This window comes from Nocardioides conyzicola (genome assembly GCF_039543825.1).
GTDB lineage: Bacteria > Actinomycetota > Actinomycetes > Propionibacteriales > Nocardioidaceae > Nocardioides > Nocardioides conyzicola.
Map to the genome: position 1 here is coordinate 2,716,646 of NZ_BAABKM010000002.1, position 22,619 is coordinate 2,739,264.

Genomic DNA, 22,619 nt, shown 5'->3' on the forward strand with positions numbered 1-22,619 from the left:
AGATCGAGAGATCGGGAGCAACTGATGTCCGTACGCAAGATCTGCGCTGCACTCGGAGTGACCGCAGTGGTCACCTCCGGGCTTGCGCTCGCCGCCACGGCCCCGGCCAGCGCGGACCCTGCCAGCACGCCCGCCGCCGACGCCTACGTCGGCGTCGGCTCCGACACGACCCAGTTCGTGATGACCGACCTGATCAACGGCGCGACGGTGAACGGCACCCCCGTCGCCGGCTACAACGCGGGTGTCACGAGCGGGAACCCGCTGATGGCCTCGTTCGACGCGTGCACCGTCCCGGTGGGCGCGATGTTCCCCTGCACCCCCGGCACCGCCGACTCCAGCACCTTCATCACCCTGCGCGCCGGAACCGCTCCGGTCCAGCGGCCGAACGGCTCGGGCGACGGCAAGAAGCGGCTGTACGGCTCCTCGGACAACCCGGACGTGACGTTCGCACGGTCCTCGGGCGGCCTCAACGACGCCGAGGTGACGGCACAGCTCAAGGCCTACCCGTTCGCCGTCGACACGCTCGTGATGGTGACCGGTCCCCACTCCAACGCTCCGGCCACGCTGACGCCGCAGCAGGTGCTCGGCATCTACAACGGCACCATCACCAACTGGAGCGCGGTCGGCGGCACCGCCGGCGAGATCAACGCACTCAAGCCCCAGTCCGGCTCGGGCACGCTGTCGTTCTTCCAGACCCAGCTCAACACGATCAACGGCGGGACGGCCGTGTCGATGCAGGGCAAGGACATCGAGCTCGCCGACACCACGACCCACCAGCCGTGCGCGACCGAGTCGAGCACCTGCGTCAAGACCAAGGTGCAGGAGCACGACCCGACGCTGATCACCAACGACCCGAACGCGATCGCCCCGTTCTCCCTCGGTCGCGCCAACCTGGCCGGCGTCGACTCGGTGAAGGTCGTCAAGGGCTGGAGCGCCCGCCGTGCGCTCTTCAACGTGCTGCGCAGCAAGGACGCCGGCAACTCCGGCAAGACCGACAACTCCGCCTGGTTCGCCGGCACGCCGGCCATGGACGCCATCTTCGGCAAGAGCGGGTTCCTCTGCTCCGAGGCCGCTCGCCCGCTGATCGAGAACGCCGGCTTCAAGCAGCTGCTCTCCTTCAACGACGGTGGCTCCTGTGGCGCCCAGGTCTCCACGACCGCGGCTCCGGACCTCTCGGTCTACGACGCCGACGGTGTGAACCCGATCGTCTCGGCCACGGCCAGCGGCACCAAGTACGGCGCTGCGCACTCGATCGCCGTCACGGTCTCCGGCGCGGGTGGCACCCCGACCGGCGACGTGAAGGTCAACCTCGGCAGCTGGACCGGCACCGGCACCCTGTCGGCCGGCAAGGCCACCATCACCGCTCCGGCCACCCTGGCCGCGGGCAAGTACGACGCGGCCGTCACCTACCTCGGTGACGACAACTTCACCGACGCCTCCACCGACGTCCCGCTCACGGTCGCCAAGGCGAAGTCCGCGGTGACCGAGGGCTTCGCGGCGAAGATCGCCAAGAAGGCCAAGAAGGTGGCCGGCACCGTCAAGGTGACGATCAGCGGCTCGAAGATCAAGGGCACCGGCCCGGTGACCGTGAGCCTCGGCAAGAAGATCCTCGCCCGCGGCACGGCCAAGGCCGGTTCGGTCAAGCTGAGCCTCTCGGCGAAGCAGCTCAAGAAGGGCAAGAACAAGCTCGTGGTCAAGTACGCCGGCAACAGCAACGTGGCGGCGTCCTCCAAGAGCTTCACCATCACCAAGAAGTGACCGACGGTGGTGGGCCGGACCCTGCGTCCGGCCCACCACCTCGTCCGGATCGGGGACGCGACCCGTCCCCGACCCGGACCGGCACCACCACCCCGCACCAGACCAGAGAGACTTGATGTCATGAGCACCACCCAGCCCACCGAGGTGATCCCCCGCGTGGACCCGGCGCCCGCTGGTCCGGCTCCGACGACCGCGTCGGGAGAGCCAGCCCGTCTCGCCGAGCTGCGGGCCCACGAGATCTCCTGCTGGTTCGGCGACCACATGGTGCTCGACCGGGTGTCGCTGACCATGCGCGCCGGCGGCATCACCGCGCTCATCGGCCCCTCGGGCTGCGGCAAGTCGACGTTCCTGCGCACCCTCAACCGGATGCACGAGCTGGTGCCCTCGGCCAAGCTGGCCGGCGAGGTCCTGCTGGACGGCGAGGACATCTACGCGCCGGACAAGAAGCTCACCGACGCGCGCCGTCACATCGGCATGGTCTTCCAGAAGCCCAACCCGTTCCCCGCGATGTCGATCCGGGAGAACGTCATCGCCGGCCTGAAGCTCACCGGCACCAAGGCGTCCCGTTCCGACAAGGAAGCACTCATCGAGCGCTGCCTGCGCCTGGCGGGTCTGTGGAACGAGGTCAAGGACCGCCTCGAGGCACCCGGCGGTGGCCTGTCGGGCGGTCAGCAGCAGCGGCTCTGCATCGCCCGCTCGATGGCGATCCAGCCGCGCGTCCTGCTCATGGACGAGCCCTGCTCGGCCCTGGACCCGACGTCGACGCGGGTCATCGAGGAGACGATGAAGGAGCTGGCACAGGAGGTGACGATCGTGATCGTCACCCACAACATGCAGCAGGCCGCACGGGTCTCCGACCAGTGCGCCTTCTTCCTCGCCGCCCACGGCACCCCCGGCGTCATCGTCGAGCACGGGGATACTTCTGCCATGTTCCAGAACCCGCAGGACCAGCGCACCAGCGACTACGTCCAGGGCCGCTTCGGCTGATCGGCAGATGTCCCCTCTTCGCATCATCTCGACGCTGGCCAGCGCCCTGGCGATCGTGGCCGGCCTCGGCTTCGTCCTCTCCCAGACCCTGCTCGCGCCCGCGCCGCTGGTCGTCTCGCAGCAGCAGCCGCAGTACGTCCAGGCGCCCAGCCCCGACACCAAGCTGGCGAAGCAGCCGGACGCCCCCGCCGCGCCGACGAAGGTCGACCCCGCGTGGGTGACGAAGATGGCGGGCAGGGCCGGGATCCCGGCGCCCGCCGTACGCGCCTATGCCAACGCGCAGCTCGCCGAGCGGCGCGGCTGCGAGGTCGGCTGGACCACGCTCGCCGGCATCGGCTGGGTGGAGTCGCAGCACGGCACCATCGGCGGCCGCACGCTCGGCGAGGACGGGCACTCGTCCACGCCGGTGCTCGGCCCGGCGCTCGACGGCAAGGACTTCGCCGCGATCCGGGCCACCCCGGAGAGCACCGCCTGGCACGGCGACCCGACCTGGGACCACGCCGTCGGCCCGCTGCAGTTCATCCCGTCGACCTGGGAGACCTGGGGCTCCGACGGTGACGGTGACGGCGTCGCCGACCCCAACGACCTCGACGACGCGGCGTTCGCCGCCGCCCGCTACCTCTGCGCGGACGGTCACGACCTGACCACCGGCGCCGGCTGGGCCGACGCGGTCTTCGGCTACAACCACGCCCAGTCCTACGTCGACGCGGTCTACGCCGCCGCCTCGGCGTACGCCGACCGGACGAGCTAGCCGCCTTCGCCCGTACGGCGATTCGCCACCCGGCACGGGCAGCGGTCGACCCGGCTACCTCTCCGCGACCGCCGCGGTCTCCGCACGCGCCGGCACGCGGCTCCCGGAGCTGAGCGTGATGGCTACCTCCGGGGAGGAGCCACCTCAGATCGAGTGCAACGAGGACGCGGCCTCGGGCGAGGAGGACGACTGACCCCCTCGGGTGGTGTCCGTCCTCTTGCTGGGCGGAGACCATCCGTACTCGTGGGCGAGATTGACGGCACCCAGCCACGACGCGACCTGCAGCTTGTGCAGCGCCGAGTTCACCAGGCCGTGCACGACTCCCGGTGACCGAACCGGGGGTGTCCGGGCGATGTCGTGCACGAGCTCGCCCGCCATCAGCCGGCCGAGCACCCACGCCTCGTCAGGGGAGAGCAGGGCGAACCGGGCCTCGAGCTCGCGCTCGCGGCGAGCACGGTCGTCGACCTCGCGCTGCAGCTCGGAGCGCTGGGTCTCCGTCATCACCGGTTCGCCGGCAGCCAGCCGACTGACGGCGGCGACGACGTCGGAGAGCGGAAGCGTCTTCTGGACCACGCCGATGGCGCCCAGCTCCAGGCACCTCGCCCACTCGAGGTGGTCGTCGGAGGCGGTCAGCACCGCGACGCGTACTCCTTGTCCGACCAGCTGCTCGAGCAGGTCGAGAGCAGACCGGCGGTGGGTGAGGTCCAGGTCGAGGACGGCCGCGCTCGGCGCCGCACGGTCCCCGACGACCCAGGGCATCCCGGCCCGGGTCGCCTCGTCCGCCGGCAGCCAGTCGACGCTGTGGCCCGCCAAGGAAAGAGCGGTGCGCAGCGACTCGGCGAACAACGTGGGGTCGTCGACGATGACGAGGTCAGTGGGCAAGGAGCGCCGCTTCCTGGGGGAGGCCCGGCTGGTCGACGGTGCTGAGCCTGATCACGAAGGCGGCGCCGGGGGCGTGCTCGGGGTCGAGCTCCAAGGAGATGCCGCGCCGGGCCAGCACCTCGTGGGCCATCGCCAGGCCGACTCCCTGGCCGGACGAGCCCGGTTGGCTGTAGCCCCAGTCGAAGATCCGGGTGCGCAGCTCCTCGGGGATGCCGGGGCCGGCGTCGGCGACGACGAGATCGACCGTGCCTCCGTCGCGCCGGGTGAAGATCCGGACCGGCGAACCCGGCGCGTGCTCGGCGGCGTTGTGCAGGAGGATGTTCAAGACCTCGGTCAGCTCGTCCGCGTCGGCCGCCACCCGGAGGTCGCACGGCTCCCACTTCACCTGCTGCCCCTGGACGGTGTGCGTCATCAGCAGGGGGCGCAGGATCTGGTCGAGGTCGACGGTCTGCGTGGACTGCCTCGGACCGGCGTGCACGAGCCGCTGGAGCCGGGCCGTCTCCTGGGCGAGCATCTCGGCGAGGTACTCCCGGTGCTGACGGGTGAGGCGGTCCTCGTGCCGGATCAGGTCGGTGGCGGAGGCGATGCCCGCGATCGTGCCCTTGACCTCGTGGAGCTGCTCCACCCCCTCCCGGGCGTGGTCGCGAAGGGTGCGCAGCTGGTGCTGGAGCTCGACGACGGCGTCGTGGTCGTCACGGACCGCCTGCCAGAGGAGGTCGAGGGACGTGGACATCACCAGCACGCAGGTGGTCAGCGCGGCGACGATCGCGATGACCGACCAGCCGGCGCTGTCGGTCAGTCCCATCGCCCCTACGACGCCGGCGACCGACCACAGGACGACCGCGGGCGCGAGCCGCCGTCGGGCCGAGGTGGGCAGGCAGGACTGCCGCCAGACGGCGACGGCGAGCACGATGCCGATCAGCAGCAGCACCGCGCTCCCGAACCGGATCGCCGGTGCGGCGAGCTGCAACGTCCCGGGCAGGGCCTCCTCGGCCTCCCGGAGCACGATCAGCGCGATCCCGAACCCGACGCCCAGCGGGAAGGGAGAGATCGTGACCTGGTGTGCGTCGGCGATGCTGACGAGCAGCAGCATCGCCGCGCCGAGAGCGATCGCCGACCACAGCAGCATCGGGTCCGACATCCCCTTGGTGCCGGGCGTCACGATTACGGGAAAGCCCTGGGTCCCGACCATCGTCATGGCGGCCGCGAACCAGGCGACGCCGGTCCGGTGGTAGATGCGGCACGCGACGCAGAGGAAGACCGCACTCGCGAGCGCGGCCGGGATCAGGAACTGGCTCGCGGCGGTCGCAGCCTGGCTCCAGGTCCGCGCACCGGCGCCGGCACCGGCACCGGTCAGCATGATGCTCGCGTACGTCGCCGTCACCAGCAGACCCACCAACCCGGCGCTTCCCGTTGCTGGTCGCCCTGCCCAGAGTGGTCTGTCCATCCCCGGTCCCCGATCCCCGATCCCCGTCTCGGGGAGAGTGCTCGCCCCCGAGTGTCTCCACCCGCTGACCCGATCGCGGGTGCGGGATGCCGTAAGTCCGTCGGCTCCCTACCACCTTCCTAGCCCGCGGTCCTGACGAGGGCGAGCGATGACGGAAACCATGCCGAATTTTGGGGATACGGACGCAAATGTCGACGTCACACGTCCGATTCGGCCCGAACTTCTCCCGCGCACGAGGGGGGCTCACCAGCCGCAGTCACCCACCTGATGCCGAGTCGTGAGCGACAACTCAAAGAGAGGACGGCGACGACCATGTGGGGGAACATGGCACCGCCGAGTGGGGCTCTCCCTCCCAGTGCTGCGGCTGGTGAGCAGCACAGCTCCCACCTGCTCGTCCAGCATCCGCCATGTCCGCACGTCTGTGCATCATCAAATTGAAGCAACGACGGTGAGCAACGACGGTGAGGTGCCGGCGCGGCGCCGCCGTGTCGGTGCCCCGCCGTAGACTTGATGGACCACCCCCTGCCACTCGCTGGCCGGGGGCTCTCGTGTTGTCCGCACCACCGTTCCCGCACCACCGATGGAGTCCCTGTGCACCTGTCCGGCCACCTCGCGGGCATCGCCGACGCCGTCCTCGCCGACCCGACCCTCGCCCAGGCGATGGCGGACGCGCGCGATGGCGCCGTCCCCACCCTCGACCTCACGGGACCCGAGGCGATGCGGCCGTACGTCGTCGCCGGGCTGGTCCGCGAGGGCCGCTCGGTGCTGGCGGTGACCGCCACCGCCCGCGAGGCCGAGGACCTGGTCGCGGCGCTGGGTGACCTGGTCGACCCGGCGCTGGTCGGCTACTACCCGAGCTGGGAGACGCTCCCGCACGAGCGGCTCAGCCCGCGCAGCGACACGGTCGGTCGCCGGCTGGCGGTGCTGCGGCGGCTCCGGCACCCCGGGACCGACGCGTCCAACGGCCCGCTCCGGGTCGTCGTGGCGCCCGTCCGGTCGGTGCTGCAGCCCCAGGTGAAGGGGCTGGCCGACCTCGAGCCGGTCGAGCTGGTGTCGGGCGACACGGCCCCGCTCGAGGACGTCGTACGCCGGCTCTCGGCCGCGGCGTACTCGCGTGTCGACCTGGTGGAGAAGCGGGGCGAGTTCGCCGTGCGTGGCGGGATCGTCGACGTGTTCCCGCCGACCGACGAGCACCCGCTGCGGGTGGAGTTCTGGGGCGACGACGTCGAGGAGATCCGCACGTTCTCGGTGGCCGACCAGCGCACCCTCGAGAAGGTCGATCGGCTCTGGGCACCGCCCTGCCGCGAGCTGCTGCTCACCGACGAGGTGCGTGAGCGGGCGGCCGAGCTCGGGCGCCAGCACCCGCAGCTGCTCGAGCTCACCGACAAGATCGCGGCGGGCATCGCGGTCGAGGGCATGGAGTCGCTCGCGCCCGTGCTCGTCGACGAGATGGAGCTGCTCGTCGACCTGATGCCCGACGACACCCACGTCCTCGTGCTCGACCCCGAGCGCGCACGCAGCCGGGCGCACGACCTGGTGGCCACCAGCGAGGAGTTCCTCGGCGCGAGCTGGGCGGCCGCCGCGGGGGGCGGCACCGCACCGATCGATCTCGGCGCGGCGTCGTACCGCGCGATCGCCGACGTCCGCGAGCACACGCTGGCGCAGGGCAAGGCGTGGTGGTCGGTGAGCCCCTTCGGCCTCGACACGGACGAGACCGACGTCGACGTCATCGCCGGTGCCGTGGTCAGCCGCGGACTGTCCGCCAAGCCGGCCGAGGCCTACCGCGGCGAGATGGAGCGCGCGGTCGCCGACATCGCGGGCTGGCGGCGCGACGGCTACCGGGTCGTCGTGGTGCACGCCGGACACGGCCCGGCCGAGCGGATGCGCGAGGTGCTCGCCGAGCACGACCAGGCTGCCCGGGTCGTGGAGCAGGTCGCCGCGGCGGCCGACCTGACCGACGCCGTCGTCACGGTCACCTGCGGCGCGGCGGTGCACGGCTTCGTCGACGACGACAACCGGCTGGCGGTGCTCACCGGCGAGGACCTGTCGGGGCAGAAGGCCTCGACCCGCGACATGCGGCGGATGCCCGCCCGGCGCAAGAAGCAGATCGACCCGCTGGAGCTGAGCGCCGGCGACTACGTCGTCCACGAGCAGCACGGCGTCGGCCGCTTCGTCGAGATGAAGCAGCGCGAGGTCGGGGGAGCGGTGCGCGAGTACCTCGTCCTCGAGTACGGCTCCTCCAAGCGCGGCGGCCCGCCCGACCGCCTCTACGTCCCCGCGGACGCGCTCGACCAGGTGACCCGCTACGTCGGCGGCGAGTCGCCGTCGCTCGACCGGCTCGGCGGCGCCGACTGGTCCAAGCGCAAGAACCGCGCCCGCAAGGCCGTCCGCGAGATCGCCGCCGAGCTGATCAAGCTGTACGCCGCCCGCCAGGCCACGAAGGGCTATGCGTTCGGCCCCGACACCCCGTGGCAGGGCGAGCTCGAGGACGCGTTCCCCTTCCAGGAGACGCCCGACCAGCTGAGCACGGTCGACGAGGTCAAGGGCGACATGATGCGGACGGTCCCGATGGACCGGCTCGTCTGCGGCGACGTCGGCTACGGCAAGACCGAGATCGCCGTCCGGGCGGCCTTCAAGGCCGTGCAGGACGGCAAGCAGGTCGCGGTGCTCGTGCCGACGACGCTGCTGGTGACCCAGCACCTGAGCACGTTCAGCGAGCGGATGAGCGGCTTCCCCGTCGTGCTCAAGGGGCTGAGCAGGTTCCAGACCGACGCCGAGGCGCGCGAGGTGATCGCCGGCCTTGCGGAGGGCTCGATCGACATCGTGGTCGGCACCCACCGGCTGCTCAACCCGGACATCCGGATGAAGGACCTCGGGCTGATCATCGTCGACGAGGAGCAGCGCTTCGGCGTCGAGCACAAGGAGCAGATGAAGCGGCTCCGCACGTCGGTCGACGTCCTGAGCATGAGCGCGACGCCGATCCCGCGCACGCTCGAGATGGCCATCACCGGCATCCGCGAGATGTCCACGATCACCACCCCGCCGGAGGAGCGGCACCCGGTGCTGACCTACGTCGGCGCCTACGAGGACCGGCAGATCGTCGCCGCCGTACGCCGTGAGCTCCTCCGCGAGGGTCAGGTCTTCTACATCCACAACCGGGTCAACTCGATCGAGAAGGCCGCCTCCCGGATCACCGAGCTGGTACCCGAGGCCCGGGTCGCGGTCGCCCACGGCCAGATGGGCGAGCACCAGCTCGAGCAGGTGATGCTGGACTTCTGGGAGAAGCGCTTCGACGTGCTGGTGTGCACCACGATCGTCGAGTCGGGCCTGGACGTCTCCAACGCCAACACGATGATCATCGAGCGCTCCGACACCCTCGGCCTCTCCCAGCTGCACCAGCTGCGCGGCCGCGTCGGCCGCTCCCGGGAGCGCGCCTACGCCTACTTCCTCTACCCGCCGGAGAAGCCGCTGACCGAGACGGCCCACGAGCGGCTCGCGACGCTCGCGCAGCACTCCGACCTCGGCGGCGGCATGGCGATCGCGATGAAGGACCTCGAGATCCGCGGCGCCGGCAACCTGCTCGGCGGCGAGCAGTCCGGGCACATCGCCGACGTCGGGTTCGACCTCTACGTGCGGCTGGTCGGCGAGGCGGTCGCGGAGTTCAAGGGCGACGGCGGCGAGCCCGAGCTCAACGAGGTCCGTGTCGAGCTGCCCGTCGACGCGCACCTGCCGCACGCCTACATCACGAGCGAGCGGCTCCGGCTGGAGATGTACAAGCGCCTCGCCGAGGTGCGCACCGACGAGGACGTCGACCGGATCAACGAGGAGATGCTGGACCGGTACGGCGAGCCGCCGGTCGAGGTCGTCTCGCTGCTGCTGGTCGCCCGGTTCCGGGCCCGGGCCCGGCAGGCGGGCATCGGGGAGATCACGATCGCGGGCCGCAACGTGCGGTTCGCGCCCGTGGACCTGCCCGACTCGCGGGTGGTCCGGCTCAATCGCCTCTACCCGAAGTCCATCGTCAAGGCGCCGGTCAGCACGATCCTGGTGCCGCGACCGGTGACGTCGGGCATCGGGGGTCAGCCGATCTCCGGCATCGCCCTGCTTGAATGGGCCCGGCAGGTGATCGACTCCGTGATCGACCCCCAGGAGAAGAAGTGACGCGCGTGTCCCCCCGACTGTGCACCGGTGCCGTCCTCGCGGCCGCCTCCGCGGTGCTGCTGACCGGCTGCGGCGCCGTACCCGACCTCAACCCGGGCGTGGCCGTCAGCGTCGGCGACGACACCGTGACGACGCGCCACGTCGCCGACCTCGCGGCGGACTACTGCAAGGCCGCCGCACCCCAGCTCCAGGGGCAGGCGCTGTCGCGGCACTACCTCAACGGGCGGGTCGCGGGCAGCCTCGCGGTGCGGTCGGCAGCCGACCAGATGCTGGCCGACCACGACGTCGAGGTCGACGCGTCGTACGCCGCCGCGGTCAAGCAGGCCGAGGCGCAGCTCAAGGACATGACCGGCGCCCAGCGCGACGCGATCGTCGAGGTGCAGGGCAGCTCGGTGTACGTCGCAGCCGCGGAGATCGCCGTCGGCAAGGCGGTGCTGGGCTCGTCGGCGTCGGACGACGAGGTGAAGGCCGCGGGCCAGAAGGAGTTCCTCGCCTGGCTCGACGACCACGACGTCCGGATCGACCCGCGCTACGGCGTCGCGATCGAGAAGGGCGAGGCGGTCCTCAAGGACACCAGCCTCTCCCACGCGGTGAGCGGGACGGCCAAGCAGGCCGACGCCACGACGCCCGACAGCACGTACGCCGCGACGCTGCCGCCGACCCAGCGCTGCGGATGAGCCCGGCCGCAGGCGAGCCGCTCCTCGAGTTCCTCGAGGTGATGCGTCGCCTGCGCGCGGAGTGCGCCTGGAAGGCCGGTCAGACGCACCGGTCGCTGGCGCGCTACCTGCTCGAGGAGACCCACGAGACGCTCGAGGCGATCGACACCGGTGACGCCGCGCTGCTCCGGGAGGAGCTCGGCGACCTGCTGCTCCAGGTCTACTTCCACGCGGTGATCGCCGAGGAGACCGGCGAGTTCACGCTCGACGACGTGGCGGGCGACATCATCACCAAGATGCGCCGCCGCAACCCCCACGTCTTCGCCGACGCACCCGGCGGCACTCCCGGCGAGATCAACGAGGCCTGGGAGGCGATCAAGGCCACCGAGAAGCAGCGCGACTCCGTGACCGACGGCATCCCGCCCACGCTCCCGGCGCTGCTCTACGCCGACAAGGTGCTGGACCGGCTCGCCCGTGCCGGTGCGGAGGCCCCGTCGCCCGGCGACGACCTGGGCGACCGTCTGCTCGCGCTGGTGGCCGAGGCGCGCGTGTCGGGGACCGATCCGGAACAGGCTCTGCGCGACGCCGTCCGTCGGCTGCTGTAGGGCCGACGGGTGGCCTAGGGTCGTCGACATGTCACGGGTACTGATCGTCGAGGACGACGTCGACGTGCGCGACTGGATCGCGCACTGCATGCTCCACGACGGCGACGAGATCCGTGGCGTGACCGACGGCCGGCGGCTGCGAGCGCTGCACGAGGAGGAGGCGGACTACCGGCCGGACCTCGTGCTGATGGACTACGCCCTGCCGGACACCAACGGGGTCGACCTGCTGGCCGAGCTCCGGGGCTTCTGGCCGGACGTGCCGGCGGTCTTCGTGACGGTGCAGTGGACCGGCGAGATCATCGACCGCATCGCCCGGACCGGGTCTGAGCGCATCGCGAAGCCCTTCAACCCCGATGACCTCCGGGCGGCGGCGCGCCGGGCGCTCGCGACCGGGAGGACCTCGGAGTGAACCGGGTACGCCTGCTCGACCTCGGAGCGTTCGCAGGCTACTTCGTCCTTGCGGCCTACCTGGGTCGGCAGGCGGTCGTCGAGGGGAGCGGCCTCGCGCTCGTCTGGCCGGCGGCCGGCGTCGCGGCGGCCTGGCTGGCGGTGACCGGCTGGCGACGCTGGGTCGTCGTGGACTCCCTCGGGGTCCTCGTGCTGACGTGGGGCGTGTACGTCGCGACCGGGACCTCGGCCGGCATCGCGATCGCCCTCGCGATCGCCATGGTGGTGCAGGCCCTGGTGTTCGGGCTGCTGGTCAGCCGGTGGTGCCCGGCCTGGTGGGGCTTCGGTGCGGAGCCGCCCCCCGGCGTCCAACGGCTGCGCGAGCTCGGCGTGCTGCTGGCGGCGGCGTTCGCGTCGGCGGTCGTCTCCGCCCTGGTCGGGCCGGTCGCCGTGATCGTCCTCGTGGCCGACGCCGACTGGTCGGTGCTCGTCTCGTGGGTCATCCGCAACTCGATCGGGATCGTCGCGATCTTCCCGCTCTCGCTGCTGGCCCGCAACGCCGCCCGGGCCAGCTCCCCGGGCCGGAACCCCGCACCCTTCGGGCCCCACCGGGGCAGCACGGTCGAGTTCGTCGCGCTGGTCGTCGGCAGCCTCACCGTGGGGTGGCTGATCTTCTGGGTCAACGACAGCCTCCCGATCCCGTTCCTGCTGCTGGCGACGTCGGTCTGGGCCGGCACCCGCTTCTCGCCGTGGGTCGCCGACGTCCACGCCCTGCTGATCGCCGCCGGGGTGGTGGTCTCCACGGTGCTGGACGAGGGACCGTTCGCGGCGATCTCCGACCCGGTCTCCGAGGTGCTCGCCGTCCAGGCGTACGTCGGCCTCGCGGTCGTGCTCACCCTGGCCTTGTCCGTCGGCCGGCGGGAGAGCGTCGCCCTCGTCCAGCGGATCGCCGCCTCCGAGCGCACGGCGATCGAGCAGGCCGCGACGATGCGCACGATCCTCGACACCATGGCCGACGGCGTCAGCGTCGTCGACGACGCCGGCGAGATCGTCCTGCGCAATCCCGCCGCCGACCGCCTGGTGGGCGAGGTGCGCCGTACCGAGGCCGGCGAGCTGGACCTGGCGGCCTACGACATGCGGCACCCCGACGGCACGGCGGTGACCGCCGAGGACTCGCCGGTCACCCGCGCACTCGCGGGCGAGCTGGTCGACCCCATCGACGTCGTCCTCCGCAACGCCGTGGCACCCGACGGTCGGATGGTGCAGCTCACGGCCCGCCCGATCCCCGACAGCGACCCCCCGCTCGTCGTCATCGTCTTCCACGACGTCACCGCCGACCGCCGCGAGCGCGACGAGCTGGCGTCGTTCGCGGGAGTCGTCGCGCACGACCTGCTCAACCCCCTCACGGTCGTGGAGGGATGGTCGGAGACGCTCCTCGAGACGGCCCAGGCCGGGGTCGTCGTGCCCCCGGAGAAGCAGGTCGTCCAGCTCGAGCGCATCCGGCGCGCGGCGCAGCGCATGCAGAACCTCATCAGCGACCTGCTCGCCTACACGACCGCGCGCGACCTGCGGATCACCCCCGTGCGCGTCGACCTCGCCGCGATGGCCCTGGACGTCGCCCGCTCCCGGGTCGAGGCGAGCCGGGTGAGCGACCAGCCGCCACCGGTGATCACCGTGGACCCGGCGCTGCCCGACGTGCTCGCCGAGCCGGTGCTGCTGCGCCAGGTGATCGACAACCTGGTCGGCAACGCGGTCAAGTACGTCGCGCCGGGCGTCTGCCCGGAGATCGAGGTGCGGGGTCGCCTGGTCGACGGCGACGACGGGCCGTTGGTGCTGGTCGAGGTCGTCGACAACGGGATCGGCATCCCGGCCGGGCAGCACACGCGCGTCTTCGACACCTTCCACCGCGAGCACCGCGAGGGCTACCGCGGCACCGGCCTCGGGCTGTCGATCGTCAAGCGGATCGTCGAGCGCCACGGCGGTACGGCGTCGGCGCGGGACAACGGCGCCGGCGGGGGGACCACGATGACGGTCACCTTCCCGGCGGCCGACGTCGGCTGACGGACCTGTCCTGCTGGGACTGCCCGACCGGCACTAGGCTGGCCGCATGGCATCCATCGAAGCTGTCGGCGCCCGCGAGATCCTCGACTCACGAGGCAACCCCACCGTCGAGGTCGAGGTGCTCCTCGACGACGGCTCGTTCGCGCGGGCCATGGTGCCCAGCGGCGCCTCCACCGGCGCCTTCGAGGCGGTCGAGCTGCGTGACGGCGGCGACCGCTACGGCGGCAAGGGCGTCACCAAGGCCGTCGACGCCGTGATCCACACGATCGCCCCGGCGATCGAGGGCATCGCCGCCGACGACCAGCGCCTCGTCGACCAGACGATGCTCCAGCTCGACGGCACGCCCAACAAGGCCAACCTCGGCGCCAACGCCATCCTGGGCGTCTCGCTGGCGGTCGCCCGCGCGGCCGCGGACTCGGCCGGGCTCCCGCTCTACCGCTACGTCGGCGGACCCAACGCCCACCTGCTGCCGGTGCCGATGATGAACATCCTCAACGGCGGCTCGCACGCCGACTCCAACGTGGACGTGCAGGAGTTCATGATCGCGCCGATCGGCGCCCCCACCTTCCGGGAGGCGCTGCGCTCCGGCGCGGAGGTCTACCACGCTCTCAAGTCCGTGCTGAAGCAGAAGGGCCTCTCCACGGGCCTCGGCGACGAGGGCGGCTTCGCCCCCAACCTCGACAGCAACCGGGCCGCGCTCGACCTGATCGCCGAGGCCGTCGCGGCCACCGGCCTCACCCTGGGCACGGACATCGCGCTGGCGATGGACGTCGCGGCCTCCGAGTTCTTCAAGGACGGCTCCTATGCGTTCGAGGGCGGCTCCAAGTCCGCCGAGGAGATGACGGCCTACTACGCCGACCTGGTCGCGTCGTACCCAATCGTCTCCATCGAGGACCCGCTGGACGAGGACGACTGGGACGGCTGGAAGGCGATCACCGACCAGATCGGGTCGAAGACCCAGATCGTCGGCGACGACCTCTTCGTCACCAACGTCGAGCGGCTCCAGCGCGGCATCGACGGCGGCCAGGCCAACGCCCTGCTGGTGAAGGTCAACCAGATCGGGTCGCTGACCGAGACCCTCGACTCCGTCGAGCTCGCGCACCGCAACGGCTACCGCTGCATGATGAGCCACCGCTCCGGCGAGACCGAGGACACCACGATCGCCGACCTCGCGGTCGCCGTGAACTGCGGGCAGATCAAGACCGGTGCCCCGGCCCGCTCGGACCGCGTCGCCAAGTACAACCAGCTGCTCCGGATCGAGGACGAGCTCGGAGATGCAGCGCGCTACTCCGGCGCGTCGGCGTTCTCCCGCTACGCCGGCTGAGCGACCCTAGGAGCATGCCCGAGTCTCGTCGTACGCCGTCGCGCGCCCCGCGCCCCGGCGGCCGCACCGGACCCGGTCGGGTGGGCGCCCGCCCGGGCACGCGTTCGGGGACCGGCGAGCTCCCGGCCGTGGGCGCCGCGGCCGTCCGGCGGCGCCCGCGCCTGACCGGGCGCGCGACCGTGCTGGTGCTGGTCCTCTCCCTGCTCACGATCTCCTACGCGTCGTCGCTGCGGGCCTACCTGGACCAGCGCTCGCACATCGGCGACCTCAAGAGCCAGATCGCGCTCCGCGAGGCCCGGATCAGCGACCTCGAGCGCGAGAAGCGGCGCTGGGACGACCCGGCGTTCGTCCGCCAGCAGGCCCGCGACCTCAACTACGTGATGCCCGGCGAGACGGCGTACGTCGTGCTCGACGAGGACGGCAAGCCGCTCGACAGCGACGCCGAGCTCTCCGACCCGGCCACGATCGCGCCGAAGCAGCCGACCGCCTGGTGGTCGACGGCGTGGAAGTCGGTGGAGCTCGCCGGTCACCCGCCGAAGGTGGACAAGCAGAAGCCGGCGACCAAGATCGACGAGACGCCCTGAGAAGATGGGGCCGTGATCGACCCCTCCGACGTCTCCGCCATCGAAGCCCAGCTCGGCCGGGAGCCGCGTGCCATCCACGAGGTCGGCCACCGGTGCCCGTGCGGCAACCCCGACGTCGTCACGACGGAGCCGCGGCTGCCCAACGGGACGCCCTTCCCCACGACGTACTACCTGACCTGCCCCCGCGCGGCCTCGCGGATCGGCACCCTCGAGGGCTCGGGCCTGATGAAGGAGATGCAGGACCGGCTCGCTGATGACCCGAACCTGGCCGCGGCGTACCGCGCGGCGCACGAGCGCTACCTGGCGGCGCGGGCGGAGCTCGGTGACGTCCCCGAGATCGAGGGCATCTCGGCCGGCGGCATGCCCGACCGCGTGAAGTGCCTGCACGTCCTCGCCGGGCAGTCGCTGGCGCAGGGTCGCGGGGTGAACCCGTTGGGCGACGAGGTGCTCGACGAGCTCGGCGAGTGGTGGAAGTCCGGTCCCTGCGTTGGGTGACCACGTCGCCGCCATCGACTGCGGCACCAACACGATCAAGCTGCTGATCGGCGCGCTGCCCGCCGTCGACGTCCGCGAGATGCGGATGGTCCGGCTCGGGCAGGACCTCGACCGCACCGGGCGGATCTCCGACGAGGCGCTGGTGCGGGCGTTCGCCGCGATCGACGAGTACGCCGGGCTGATCCGGTCGTACGGCGTCCCTCCTGAGCGGGTGCGCTTCGTGGCGACCTCGGCGTCGCGGGACGCGTCGAACGCCGACGTCTTCGTGGCCGGCGTGCGCTCCCGGCTCGGCGTCGAGCCCGAGGTGGTGTCGGGTGACGTGGAGGCGGGGCTGTCGTTCGACGGGGCGGTGCGCAACCTGCGGGTGCCGCCCGCGACCCCGGCGCTGGTCGTCGACATCGGCGGCGGCTCGACCGAGCTGATCCTCGGCTCGACCGCCCCCGACTCGTCGTACTCGATGGACATCGGCTCGGTGCGCCTCCACGAGCGGCACCTGCACTCCGACCCGCCGACCGCCGCGGAGATCGCCGCGTGCGTGGCCGACATCGACGCCCACCTCGACGCCTGCCCGGTCTCGCCCGCGGACGCCGCGACCGTGGTCGGCGTCGCCGGCACGGTGACCCAGCTCGCCGCCGTGGCGCTCGACCTGCCGGCGTACTCCCGCTCCGACGTGGACCAGCTCGTGCTGCCGGTCGAGCAGGTCGTCGCCACCGTCGAGCGCCTGCTGGCGATGACCGTCGCCGAGAGGCTCGCCCTCCCTGCCATGCACCCCGGCCGCGCCGACGTCATCGGGGCCGGCGTGCTGATCCTCGACCGGGTCCTGCGCCGTACCCACGTCCCGTCCCTGGTCGTCTCGGACTCCGACATCCTCGACGGGATCGCGTGGTCGATCGGCTGACGGCCGGCGGCATACCCACGGTCGAGTTGGTCGTGGTGAGGCCCCTGAGACAACCAACTCGTCCGTGGCTATCGGTCCGTGGCGGGTTTGACCTCCACCCACCCGGGCACCGGAAGCCCATGAGCAAAAGCAGCCTGTTGATCGGTGTCGCCATCGGCTACGTCCTCGGGTCCCGTGCGGGCCACGAGCGGTACGAGCAGATCAAGTCCGGCGCGAGCAAGGTCGCGCAGAACCCGAAGGTGCAGGCCGCCGCCGGCCGCGCCCAGGAGGCCGTGGGCCAGCAGGCCGCCGCCGTCGCTGACGTCGCCAAGGAGAAGGCCAAGGAGAAGGTCGCCTCCGCGACCCACCGGTCCTAGCCTCATCATGAGGCCGTGACCCACGTCCCTCCCGGCACCGGCTGGCCCGGCGACCCCGCGACGCCCGAGACCCCGGTGGCGAGCACGAGAGCGCAGGTAAGCCGGCTCGCGCGCACCGATGACCTCTCCGAGCTCGACGCCCGGGTCTCCGTGTGCCGCGCCTGCCCCCGGTTGGTCCGGTGGCGCGAGGACGTCGCGCGGGACAAGCGCGCGGCGTTCCGCGACGAGACCTACTGGGGCCGCCCCATCCCCGGCTGGGGCTCGCCCACCCCGCGCATCCTCATCGTGGGACTCGCCCCGGCCGCGCACGGCGCCAACCGCACGGGCCGGGTGTTCACCGGTGACCGCAGCGGCGACTGGCTCTTCGCGAGCCTGCACCGGGTCGGCCTGGCCCGCCTCCCGACCAGTACCTACGCCGACGACGGCCAGGAGCTGGTCGACACCCGGATGGTCGCCACCGTCCGCTGCGCCCCGCCGCAGAACAAGCCGACCGTCACCGAGCGCGACACCTGCGCCCCCTGGATCGAGGCCGAGCTCGGCCTCCTCGTCGAGCACGTCCGCGTCGTCGTGGCCCTCGGCGGCTACGGCTGGGACGCCACGCTGCGGTCGTACGCCGCGATCGGCTGGGACGTGGTCCGCCCGAAGCCCCGGTTCGGCCACGGCGCCGAGGCCCGCCTCGTGAGCGGCGACCGGGAGGTCCTCCTGCTCGGCTGCTACCACCCCAGCCAGCAGAACACCTTCACCGGTCGACTCACCGAGTCGATGACGGACGCCGTCCTCAGCCGCGCGGCGGCGTACGGCTTATAGGCTCCCCGCCACCGCCCCTGTATCCCAACCGGTAGAGGAAGCCGCCTTAAAAGCGGTTCAGTCTGGGTTCGAACCCCAGCGGGGGCACCCGAGGCGTCACGCCTCGCGCAGGTCGAGCTCCTGCGCGCGTCGCCAGGCGTACACCGGCTGGTAGCGGTCGTGCAGCGTGGTCATCAGGCTGATCAGGCAGAGGAAGAAGAACGTCGTCCAGCCGTGGCCGCTGCGGCCGAGGGTGAAGTCGATCAGCCCCACCATCGCGACGTTGATCCCGATCCGGACCAGGACGGCCAGCGCCGCCGACTCGATCGACCAGTCACGGCGCGAGAAGAGCAGCGTGACCACGGCGTTGAGGGCCACGAGCGTGCCGATGGAGACGAACAGGTCCTGGGTCGACAGGGAGACGGTCGGCAGGAACAGCCCGTAGATGGCGGACACCAGGCCGACGAGGACGATCTTCTCGAGCGTCATCCACGACACGACCCACCCGCCCGCGACGTGGATGGCCGCGAGCTTGGCGCTGGTGTCGACCGCGTCGGGGACCGGGTCCGACACGATCCGGAAGGAGTGCTCGGGCCGGGGCAGACGCGGGCGTACGCCGAACCACAGGATCGCGGCCAGCAGCACCAGCAGGCCGATCAGCAGCGGCCACGCCCACCAGTAGTCGTGCAGAGTGTCGGTCACGTCGAGCTCTGCGACGTGCAGCCAGTACTCCTGCGGCAGCTTGACGAAGACCCAGATGCAGGCCGCCGTGAGGATCCAGGCGCGCTGGGTGACCGGCCGCGTGCTCCAGCGGGTCCGCCACAGCTCGTAGGCGATGAAGAAGTACTCGAAGGTGTTCGGGAAGACCAGCAGGACCCAGCGCTCGTGGGTGACCTCGAAGGTGAACGCGCCGACCAGCCGGTAGTAGAAGAGGAACCGCGCGACCGCGAACGCGTGCAGGTTGTCCCAGTTGCGCATCGCCGCGAGGTAGGCGATGGACAGGTAGAAGATGTCCATCGCCTTGTCGTAGCTCTGGTAGCCCGGCGGGTCGAAGCCGAAGGCCTGGAAGATCGTCTGGTCCGCGGCGTCGAGCACCAGGCACGCGATGATCGCGGGCAGCGGGAAGCGGGGGATCAGCAGCGGCAACAGGAACCGACCGGCCACGACCGCGGCGAACACCACATGCTCCACGCGCTGATTGTTGCCTATCGGGGCAGTACGTCGTCCCGTGTCGTGACCAGGTCGTCCGGGGCGGTCAGCCGCCAGGCCTCGAAGACCAGCTCCGCGAGCTCGTCGCGGTCGACGCCCTCGAGGTGGACCACCACCCACCCGAAGCCCCAGGCGGTGAACTGCGGCTCGAACACCTCCGGCCGCTCGGCCACCAGCGCGATCTGCTCGGCGATGGTCTGCTTGAGCCCGACGGTGCGCGTCGGCTCCCACAGGTAGGCGAAGACCCGGCGGCGTACGTCGAAGCGCCAGTAGCGGTCGTGGTCGGAGGGCTGGACCTCCGGCAGCTGGTGGACCAGCTCGAGGAAGTCCGATATCTGCGTGCCGGCCACGGGTGCAGTGTGGCGGACGCCGCCGACACTCCACCGGCGATCGGGAACGTTGGGGGTGCATCCGGCGTTGAACCCAGTGAGCCCGCCTAGGATGGGCTTGTTGAGGTGACCCGTCACAGCGACGACACCCCCGGCCTCGAGGAGAGACCAATGCAGAGCAACAACCCGGTGTTCCGCCGATCCGAAGAGTTCAACCCCGCTGGCGCGCGCCAGACCGGTTACACCGACCCGTCGAGCTGGGGCACGGGCACGCCCGGCCAGCCCGGGCTGCAGACCCCGGTCGCCACCGGCGGCCCCATGACGATCGACTCGGTCGTCCAGAAGACCGCGATCGCCCTCGGCGTGGTCATCCTGACCGCCGCCGCGACCTGGATCCTGAGCCCCGGCATCGACGCCGACACGACCCCGTCGGACATCAGCGGCCTCATCGCCGCCGCCACCGTCGGCTCGCTGCTCGCGTTCGTGCTGTCGCTGGTCAACTCGTTCAAGCGGGTGATCAGCCCGGCGCTCGTGCTGCTCTTCTGTGCCGCTGAGGGCGTCGCGCTCGGCGCGATCAGCAAGGTGTTCGAGATCCAGTTCCCCGGCATCGTGATGAGCGCCGTCCTCGGCACGTTCGGCGCCTTCGCCGGCACGCTCGCCGTCTACAAGTTCTTCAACATCAAGGTTACCGACAAGTTCCGCCGGATGGTCTTCGCGGCCGTGCTCGGTGTCGTCGCGATCAGCCTGATCGAGGTCGTGCTGAGCCTCTTCGGCGCCGAGATCGGCCTGTTCGGCGACGGCAAGCTGGGCCTGATCTTCGCGGTCCTCGGCCTCGCGCTCGGTGTGTTCATGCTGGTGCTCGACTTCGACTTCGTCGAGCAGGGTGTCGCCAACCGCATCCCGGACCGGGAGGGCTGGCGCGCCGCGTTCGCCATGACCGTCAGCCTGGTGTGGATCTACACCAACCTGCTGCGCATCCTCGCGATCATGCGGGACTGACCAGACGTACGACGACGAAGGCCCCGGAGAGATCCGGGGCCTTCGTGCATTTCGGCCCTCAGCCGGCGCCGTCCAGCCAGGCGAGAACGGCGAGCACGCGGCGGTTGTCGTCCGGGGCCACGGGCAGGTCGAGCTTGGTGAAGATCGCGGCAGTGTGCTTGCCCACTGCCTTCTCGGAGACGAAGAGGCGGGCGGCGACGGCGGCGTTGGAGCGGCCCTCCGCCATCAGGCTCAGCACCTCGCGCTCCCGCGGGGTGAGCCGCTCGAGCGGCTGCTCGCGGCCCGCGCCGGAGACCAGGCCGGCCACCACCTCGGGGTCGAGCACCGTGCCGCCGGCGGCGACCTGGCGCATCGAGGCGACGAACCCGTCGACGTCGGCCACTCGGTCCTTGAGCAGGTAGCCGACCGCCCCCTCGCCACTGGCGAGCAGCTCGCGGGCGTAGAGCGGCTCGACGTACTGGCTCAGCACCAGCACCGGGAAGCCCGGCCGGGCCCGGCGTGCCTCGATGGCGGCGACGAGGCCCTCGGTGGAGTACGACGGCGGCATGCGGACGTCGACCACGGCGACGTCGATCGTCGGATCGGCGAGTGCCCGGGTCAGCGAGGGTGCGTTGTCGACCGCCTCGACCACGGTGAAGCCGCTCGCCTCGAGGATCCGGGTCAGCCCGACCCGCAGCAGTGCCTGGTCCTCGGCCACGACCGTCCTCAGCGGCTGGTCCGGCACGGCACCTCCAGGGTCATCACGGTCGGCCCCCCGACCGGGCTGACGACGTCGAGTGTGCCGTCGAACGCCGCCAGCCGGCGGGCCACGCCGGACAACCCGTGCCCCGTCGGGTCGGCGCCGCCGCGGCCGTCGTCACCGACGACCAGGCGGAGCACGTCGTCACGCATGCCACCTGTGACCCAGGCGCGCGCGGCCGCGGCGTGCTTGACGGTGTTGGTGAGCAGCTCGGCGACGGCGAAGTACGCCGCGGACTCGACCGGCTCGGGCAGGCCCCCCGGCAGGTCCACCGACACGGTCACCGGCAGCGGGATCGGCAGCGCGAGCGCCTCGATCCCACCAGCGAGGCCGCGGTCGGCGAGCGCCGGAGGGTGGATGCCGCGCACCACCGACCGGAGGTCCTCGAGGGCCGAGACCGTGGTCTGGCGAGCCTCGCGGAGCAGCTCGGCGGCCGCCTCGGGGTCGGTGGCGATCAGCTTCTCGGCGAGGCCGACGTTCATGCCCACCGCGGCGATCCGGGCCTGGGCGCCGTCGTGGAGGTCGCGCTCGATCCGGCGTACCTCGGCGGCGCTGTGGTCGAGGGTCTCGGCCCGGGTGGCCGCGATCGCCTGCACCCGGCGTTCGAGCTGCTCGACGCGGGAGTGGCCGAGGATGTTGCGCTCGGCGACGGCGCGACCGCGGACCAGCGCCGGGGTGGCGCACCACCAGGCCACCAGCAGCGGGCCGTCGAGCAGCACCAGCAGCCACCAGAACGCGCCGCCGTCGACCACCACCCCGATCAGGTGGATGACCGGCGAGACGAGGAACGCGACCGGCAGCAGCGACATCACGAACCCACCCGTGGCCGAGAACCACAGGAACCCGACGTCGCGCCACCGCGCCTTGTCCGTCAGCCAGCGCACCGGCCGGGTGACCACGTTGGTGCCGGTCGTGTCGGCGTACTCGGTCGTGATCGTCTCGCCCAGCAGACCACCGCTGACCCGACGGTGCACCGCGGTGAGCGCCGCCGTCGCCGGGACGACGGCGAGCGCGAGCACGAAGCCGACGACGACCAGGCCCAGAGGCACGCACAGGATCGACAGGATCGCGAGCGCCAACGACGGGGCCATCGACAGCGCGTAGCCGATCGACACGGCGGTCAGCCGGAGCCGCTCGACGAGGGCGTCCCCGTCGACGGGTGCGGGCCGGAGGCTCCGGATCGGCTGGAGTGGCATGACGGCCCAGTC

General features: G+C 71.6%; 21 protein-coding genes and 1 tRNA gene. 16 read left to right on the forward strand and 6 right to left on the reverse strand.

The window, feature by feature from the left end:
* Positions 1-24: 24 nt before the first annotated feature.
* The 3 genes from ABEA34_RS16290 (at position 25) to ABEA34_RS16300 (ending at position 3,496) form a co-directional block, all read left to right on the forward strand.
* Positions 25-1,758: a substrate-binding domain-containing protein gene (locus tag ABEA34_RS16290; protein WP_345522441.1), complete on the forward strand. Its 1,734-nt coding sequence runs from the start codon at positions 25-27 to the stop codon at positions 1,756-1,758.
* Between the two features lie 120 nt (positions 1,759-1,878).
* Positions 1,879-2,745, forward strand: a complete 867-nt coding sequence (locus ABEA34_RS16295; protein WP_425576878.1) for a phosphate ABC transporter ATP-binding protein — start codon at positions 1,879-1,881, stop codon at positions 2,743-2,745.
* A gap of 7 nt (positions 2,746-2,752) precedes the next feature.
* Positions 2,753-3,496 (forward strand): lytic murein transglycosylase, encoded by a 744-nt coding sequence (locus ABEA34_RS16300; protein WP_345522442.1) that lies wholly within the window; start codon positions 2,753-2,755, stop codon positions 3,494-3,496.
* A gap of 144 nt (positions 3,497-3,640) precedes the next feature.
* Here ABEA34_RS16300 and ABEA34_RS16305 read toward each other — a convergent pair whose 3' ends face one another.
* Positions 3,641-4,378: a response regulator gene (locus tag ABEA34_RS16305; protein WP_345522443.1), complete on the reverse strand. Its 738-nt coding sequence runs from the start codon at positions 4,376-4,378 to the stop codon at positions 3,641-3,643.
* Entirely contained in the window at positions 4,368-5,762 is a 1,395-nt protein-coding gene (locus ABEA34_RS16310; RefSeq protein WP_345522444.1) for a sensor histidine kinase, read from the reverse strand. Before ABEA34_RS16310 ends, ABEA34_RS16305 begins: the two co-directional genes overlap by 11 nt.
* 723 nt (positions 5,763-6,485) lie before the next feature.
* Between ABEA34_RS16310 and mfd the strand changes: the two genes are divergently transcribed.
* The 12 genes from mfd (at position 6,486) to ABEA34_RS16370 (ending at position 18,243) form a co-directional block, all read left to right on the forward strand.
* A complete protein-coding gene (gene mfd / locus ABEA34_RS16315) occupies positions 6,486-9,983 on the forward strand; it encodes a transcription-repair coupling factor (protein WP_345522805.1) in 3,498 nt (1,165 codons plus the stop codon).
* A 5-nt stretch (positions 9,984-9,988) separates the two neighbouring features.
* Positions 9,989-10,660: a hypothetical protein gene (locus tag ABEA34_RS16320; RefSeq protein ID WP_345522445.1), complete on the forward strand. Its 672-nt coding sequence runs from the start codon at positions 9,989-9,991 to the stop codon at positions 10,658-10,660.
* On the forward strand, positions 10,657-11,244 hold the full coding sequence (locus ABEA34_RS16325) for a nucleoside triphosphate pyrophosphohydrolase (RefSeq protein WP_345522446.1): 588 nt from the start codon (positions 10,657-10,659) through the stop codon (positions 11,242-11,244). Before ABEA34_RS16320 ends, ABEA34_RS16325 begins: the two co-directional genes overlap by 4 nt.
* Positions 11,245-11,272: 28 nt before the next feature.
* Positions 11,273-11,653, forward strand: a complete 381-nt coding sequence (locus ABEA34_RS16330) for a response regulator (protein ID WP_345522447.1) — start codon at positions 11,273-11,275, stop codon at positions 11,651-11,653.
* A complete protein-coding gene (locus ABEA34_RS16335; protein WP_345522448.1) occupies positions 11,650-13,692 on the forward strand; it encodes an ATP-binding protein in 2,043 nt (680 codons plus the stop codon). Before ABEA34_RS16330 ends, ABEA34_RS16335 begins: the two co-directional genes overlap by 4 nt.
* A 46-nt stretch (positions 13,693-13,738) precedes the next feature.
* On the forward strand, positions 13,739-15,016 hold the full coding sequence (gene eno, locus ABEA34_RS16340; protein ID WP_345522449.1) for a phosphopyruvate hydratase: 1,278 nt from the start codon (positions 13,739-13,741) through the stop codon (positions 15,014-15,016).
* 14 nt (positions 15,017-15,030) lie between these two features.
* A complete protein-coding gene (locus ABEA34_RS16345) occupies positions 15,031-15,600 on the forward strand; it encodes an FtsB family cell division protein (protein WP_345522450.1) in 570 nt (189 codons plus the stop codon).
* A gap of 12 nt (positions 15,601-15,612) precedes the next feature.
* Entirely contained in the window at positions 15,613-16,095 is a 483-nt protein-coding gene (locus ABEA34_RS16350) for a DUF501 domain-containing protein (RefSeq protein WP_345522451.1), read from the forward strand.
* On the forward strand, positions 16,088-16,993 hold the full coding sequence (locus tag ABEA34_RS16355; protein ID WP_345522453.1) for a Ppx/GppA phosphatase family protein: 906 nt from the start codon (positions 16,088-16,090) through the stop codon (positions 16,991-16,993). Before ABEA34_RS16350 ends, ABEA34_RS16355 begins: the two co-directional genes overlap by 8 nt.
* Before the next feature lie 119 nt (positions 16,994-17,112).
* The gene (locus ABEA34_RS16360; RefSeq protein ID WP_345522454.1) at positions 17,113-17,349 is read left to right on the forward strand and encodes a hypothetical protein; all 237 of its coding nucleotides are present in this window, start codon (positions 17,113-17,115) and stop codon (positions 17,347-17,349) included.
* 15 nt (positions 17,350-17,364) lie between these two features.
* On the forward strand, positions 17,365-18,156 hold the full coding sequence (locus ABEA34_RS16365; protein ID WP_345522455.1) for a uracil-DNA glycosylase: 792 nt from the start codon (positions 17,365-17,367) through the stop codon (positions 18,154-18,156).
* Between the two features lie 13 nt (positions 18,157-18,169).
* A tRNA-Leu gene (locus ABEA34_RS16370) sits at positions 18,170-18,243 on the forward strand.
* A 9-nt stretch (positions 18,244-18,252) separates the two neighbouring features.
* Here ABEA34_RS16370 and ABEA34_RS16375 read toward each other — a convergent pair.
* Positions 18,253-19,326: a hypothetical protein gene (locus ABEA34_RS16375; RefSeq protein ID WP_345522456.1), complete on the reverse strand. Its 1,074-nt coding sequence runs from the start codon at positions 19,324-19,326 to the stop codon at positions 18,253-18,255.
* A 14-nt stretch (positions 19,327-19,340) separates the two neighbouring features.
* Positions 19,341-19,694 carry an MmcQ/YjbR family DNA-binding protein gene (locus ABEA34_RS16380; protein ID WP_345522457.1) on the reverse strand — a complete coding sequence of 118 codons (354 nt, stop codon included), beginning with the start codon at positions 19,692-19,694 and terminating at the stop codon, positions 19,341-19,343.
* 150 nt (positions 19,695-19,844) lie between these two features.
* Here ABEA34_RS16380 and ABEA34_RS16385 point away from each other — a divergent pair, with 150 nt between their 5' ends.
* Complete coding sequence (locus tag ABEA34_RS16385; protein ID WP_345522458.1) at positions 19,845-20,672, forward strand: Bax inhibitor-1/YccA family protein; 828 nt, start codon at positions 19,845-19,847, stop codon at positions 20,670-20,672.
* Positions 20,673-20,730: 58 nt separating this feature from the next.
* Here the strand turns inward: ABEA34_RS16385 and ABEA34_RS16390 are convergent, their stop codons facing one another.
* Together ABEA34_RS16390 and ABEA34_RS16395 are read right to left on the reverse strand one after the other, a co-directional pair.
* A complete protein-coding gene (locus tag ABEA34_RS16390; RefSeq protein ID WP_345522806.1) occupies positions 20,731-21,381 on the reverse strand; it encodes a LuxR C-terminal-related transcriptional regulator in 651 nt (216 codons plus the stop codon).
* Entirely contained in the window at positions 21,378-22,607 is a 1,230-nt protein-coding gene (locus ABEA34_RS16395) for a sensor histidine kinase (protein WP_345522459.1), read from the reverse strand. Before ABEA34_RS16395 ends, ABEA34_RS16390 begins: the two co-directional genes overlap by 4 nt.
* Positions 22,608-22,619 lie beyond the last annotated feature (12 nt).

Bases quoted from the DNA above. Each gene is read 5' to 3' on its own strand.
- ABEA34_RS16395 (WP_345522459.1), bottom strand. From the start codon at position 22,607: ATGCCACTCCAGCCGATCCGGAGCCTCCGGCCCGCACCCGTCGACGGG.
- ABEA34_RS16325 (WP_345522446.1), top strand. From the start codon at position 10,657: ATGAGCCCGGCCGCAGGCGAGCCGCTCCTCGAGTTCCTCGAGGTGATG.
- ABEA34_RS16290 (WP_345522441.1), top strand. From the start codon at position 25: ATGTCCGTACGCAAGATCTGCGCTGCACTCGGAGTGACCGCAGTGGTC.
- eno (WP_345522449.1), top strand. From the start codon at position 13,739: ATGGCATCCATCGAAGCTGTCGGCGCCCGCGAGATCCTCGACTCACGA.
- ABEA34_RS16295 (WP_425576878.1), top strand. From the start codon at position 1,879: ATGAGCACCACCCAGCCCACCGAGGTGATCCCCCGCGTGGACCCGGCG.
- ABEA34_RS16345 (WP_345522450.1), top strand. From the start codon at position 15,031: ATGCCCGAGTCTCGTCGTACGCCGTCGCGCGCCCCGCGCCCCGGCGGC.
- ABEA34_RS16300 (WP_345522442.1), top strand. From the start codon at position 2,753: ATGTCCCCTCTTCGCATCATCTCGACGCTGGCCAGCGCCCTGGCGATC.
- ABEA34_RS16330 (WP_345522447.1), top strand. From the start codon at position 11,273: ATGTCACGGGTACTGATCGTCGAGGACGACGTCGACGTGCGCGACTGG.
- ABEA34_RS16360 (WP_345522454.1), top strand. From the start codon at position 17,113: ATGAGCAAAAGCAGCCTGTTGATCGGTGTCGCCATCGGCTACGTCCTC.
- mfd (WP_345522805.1), top strand. From the start codon at position 6,486: ATGGCGGACGCGCGCGATGGCGCCGTCCCCACCCTCGACCTCACGGGA.
- ABEA34_RS16385 (WP_345522458.1), top strand. From the start codon at position 19,845: ATGCAGAGCAACAACCCGGTGTTCCGCCGATCCGAAGAGTTCAACCCC.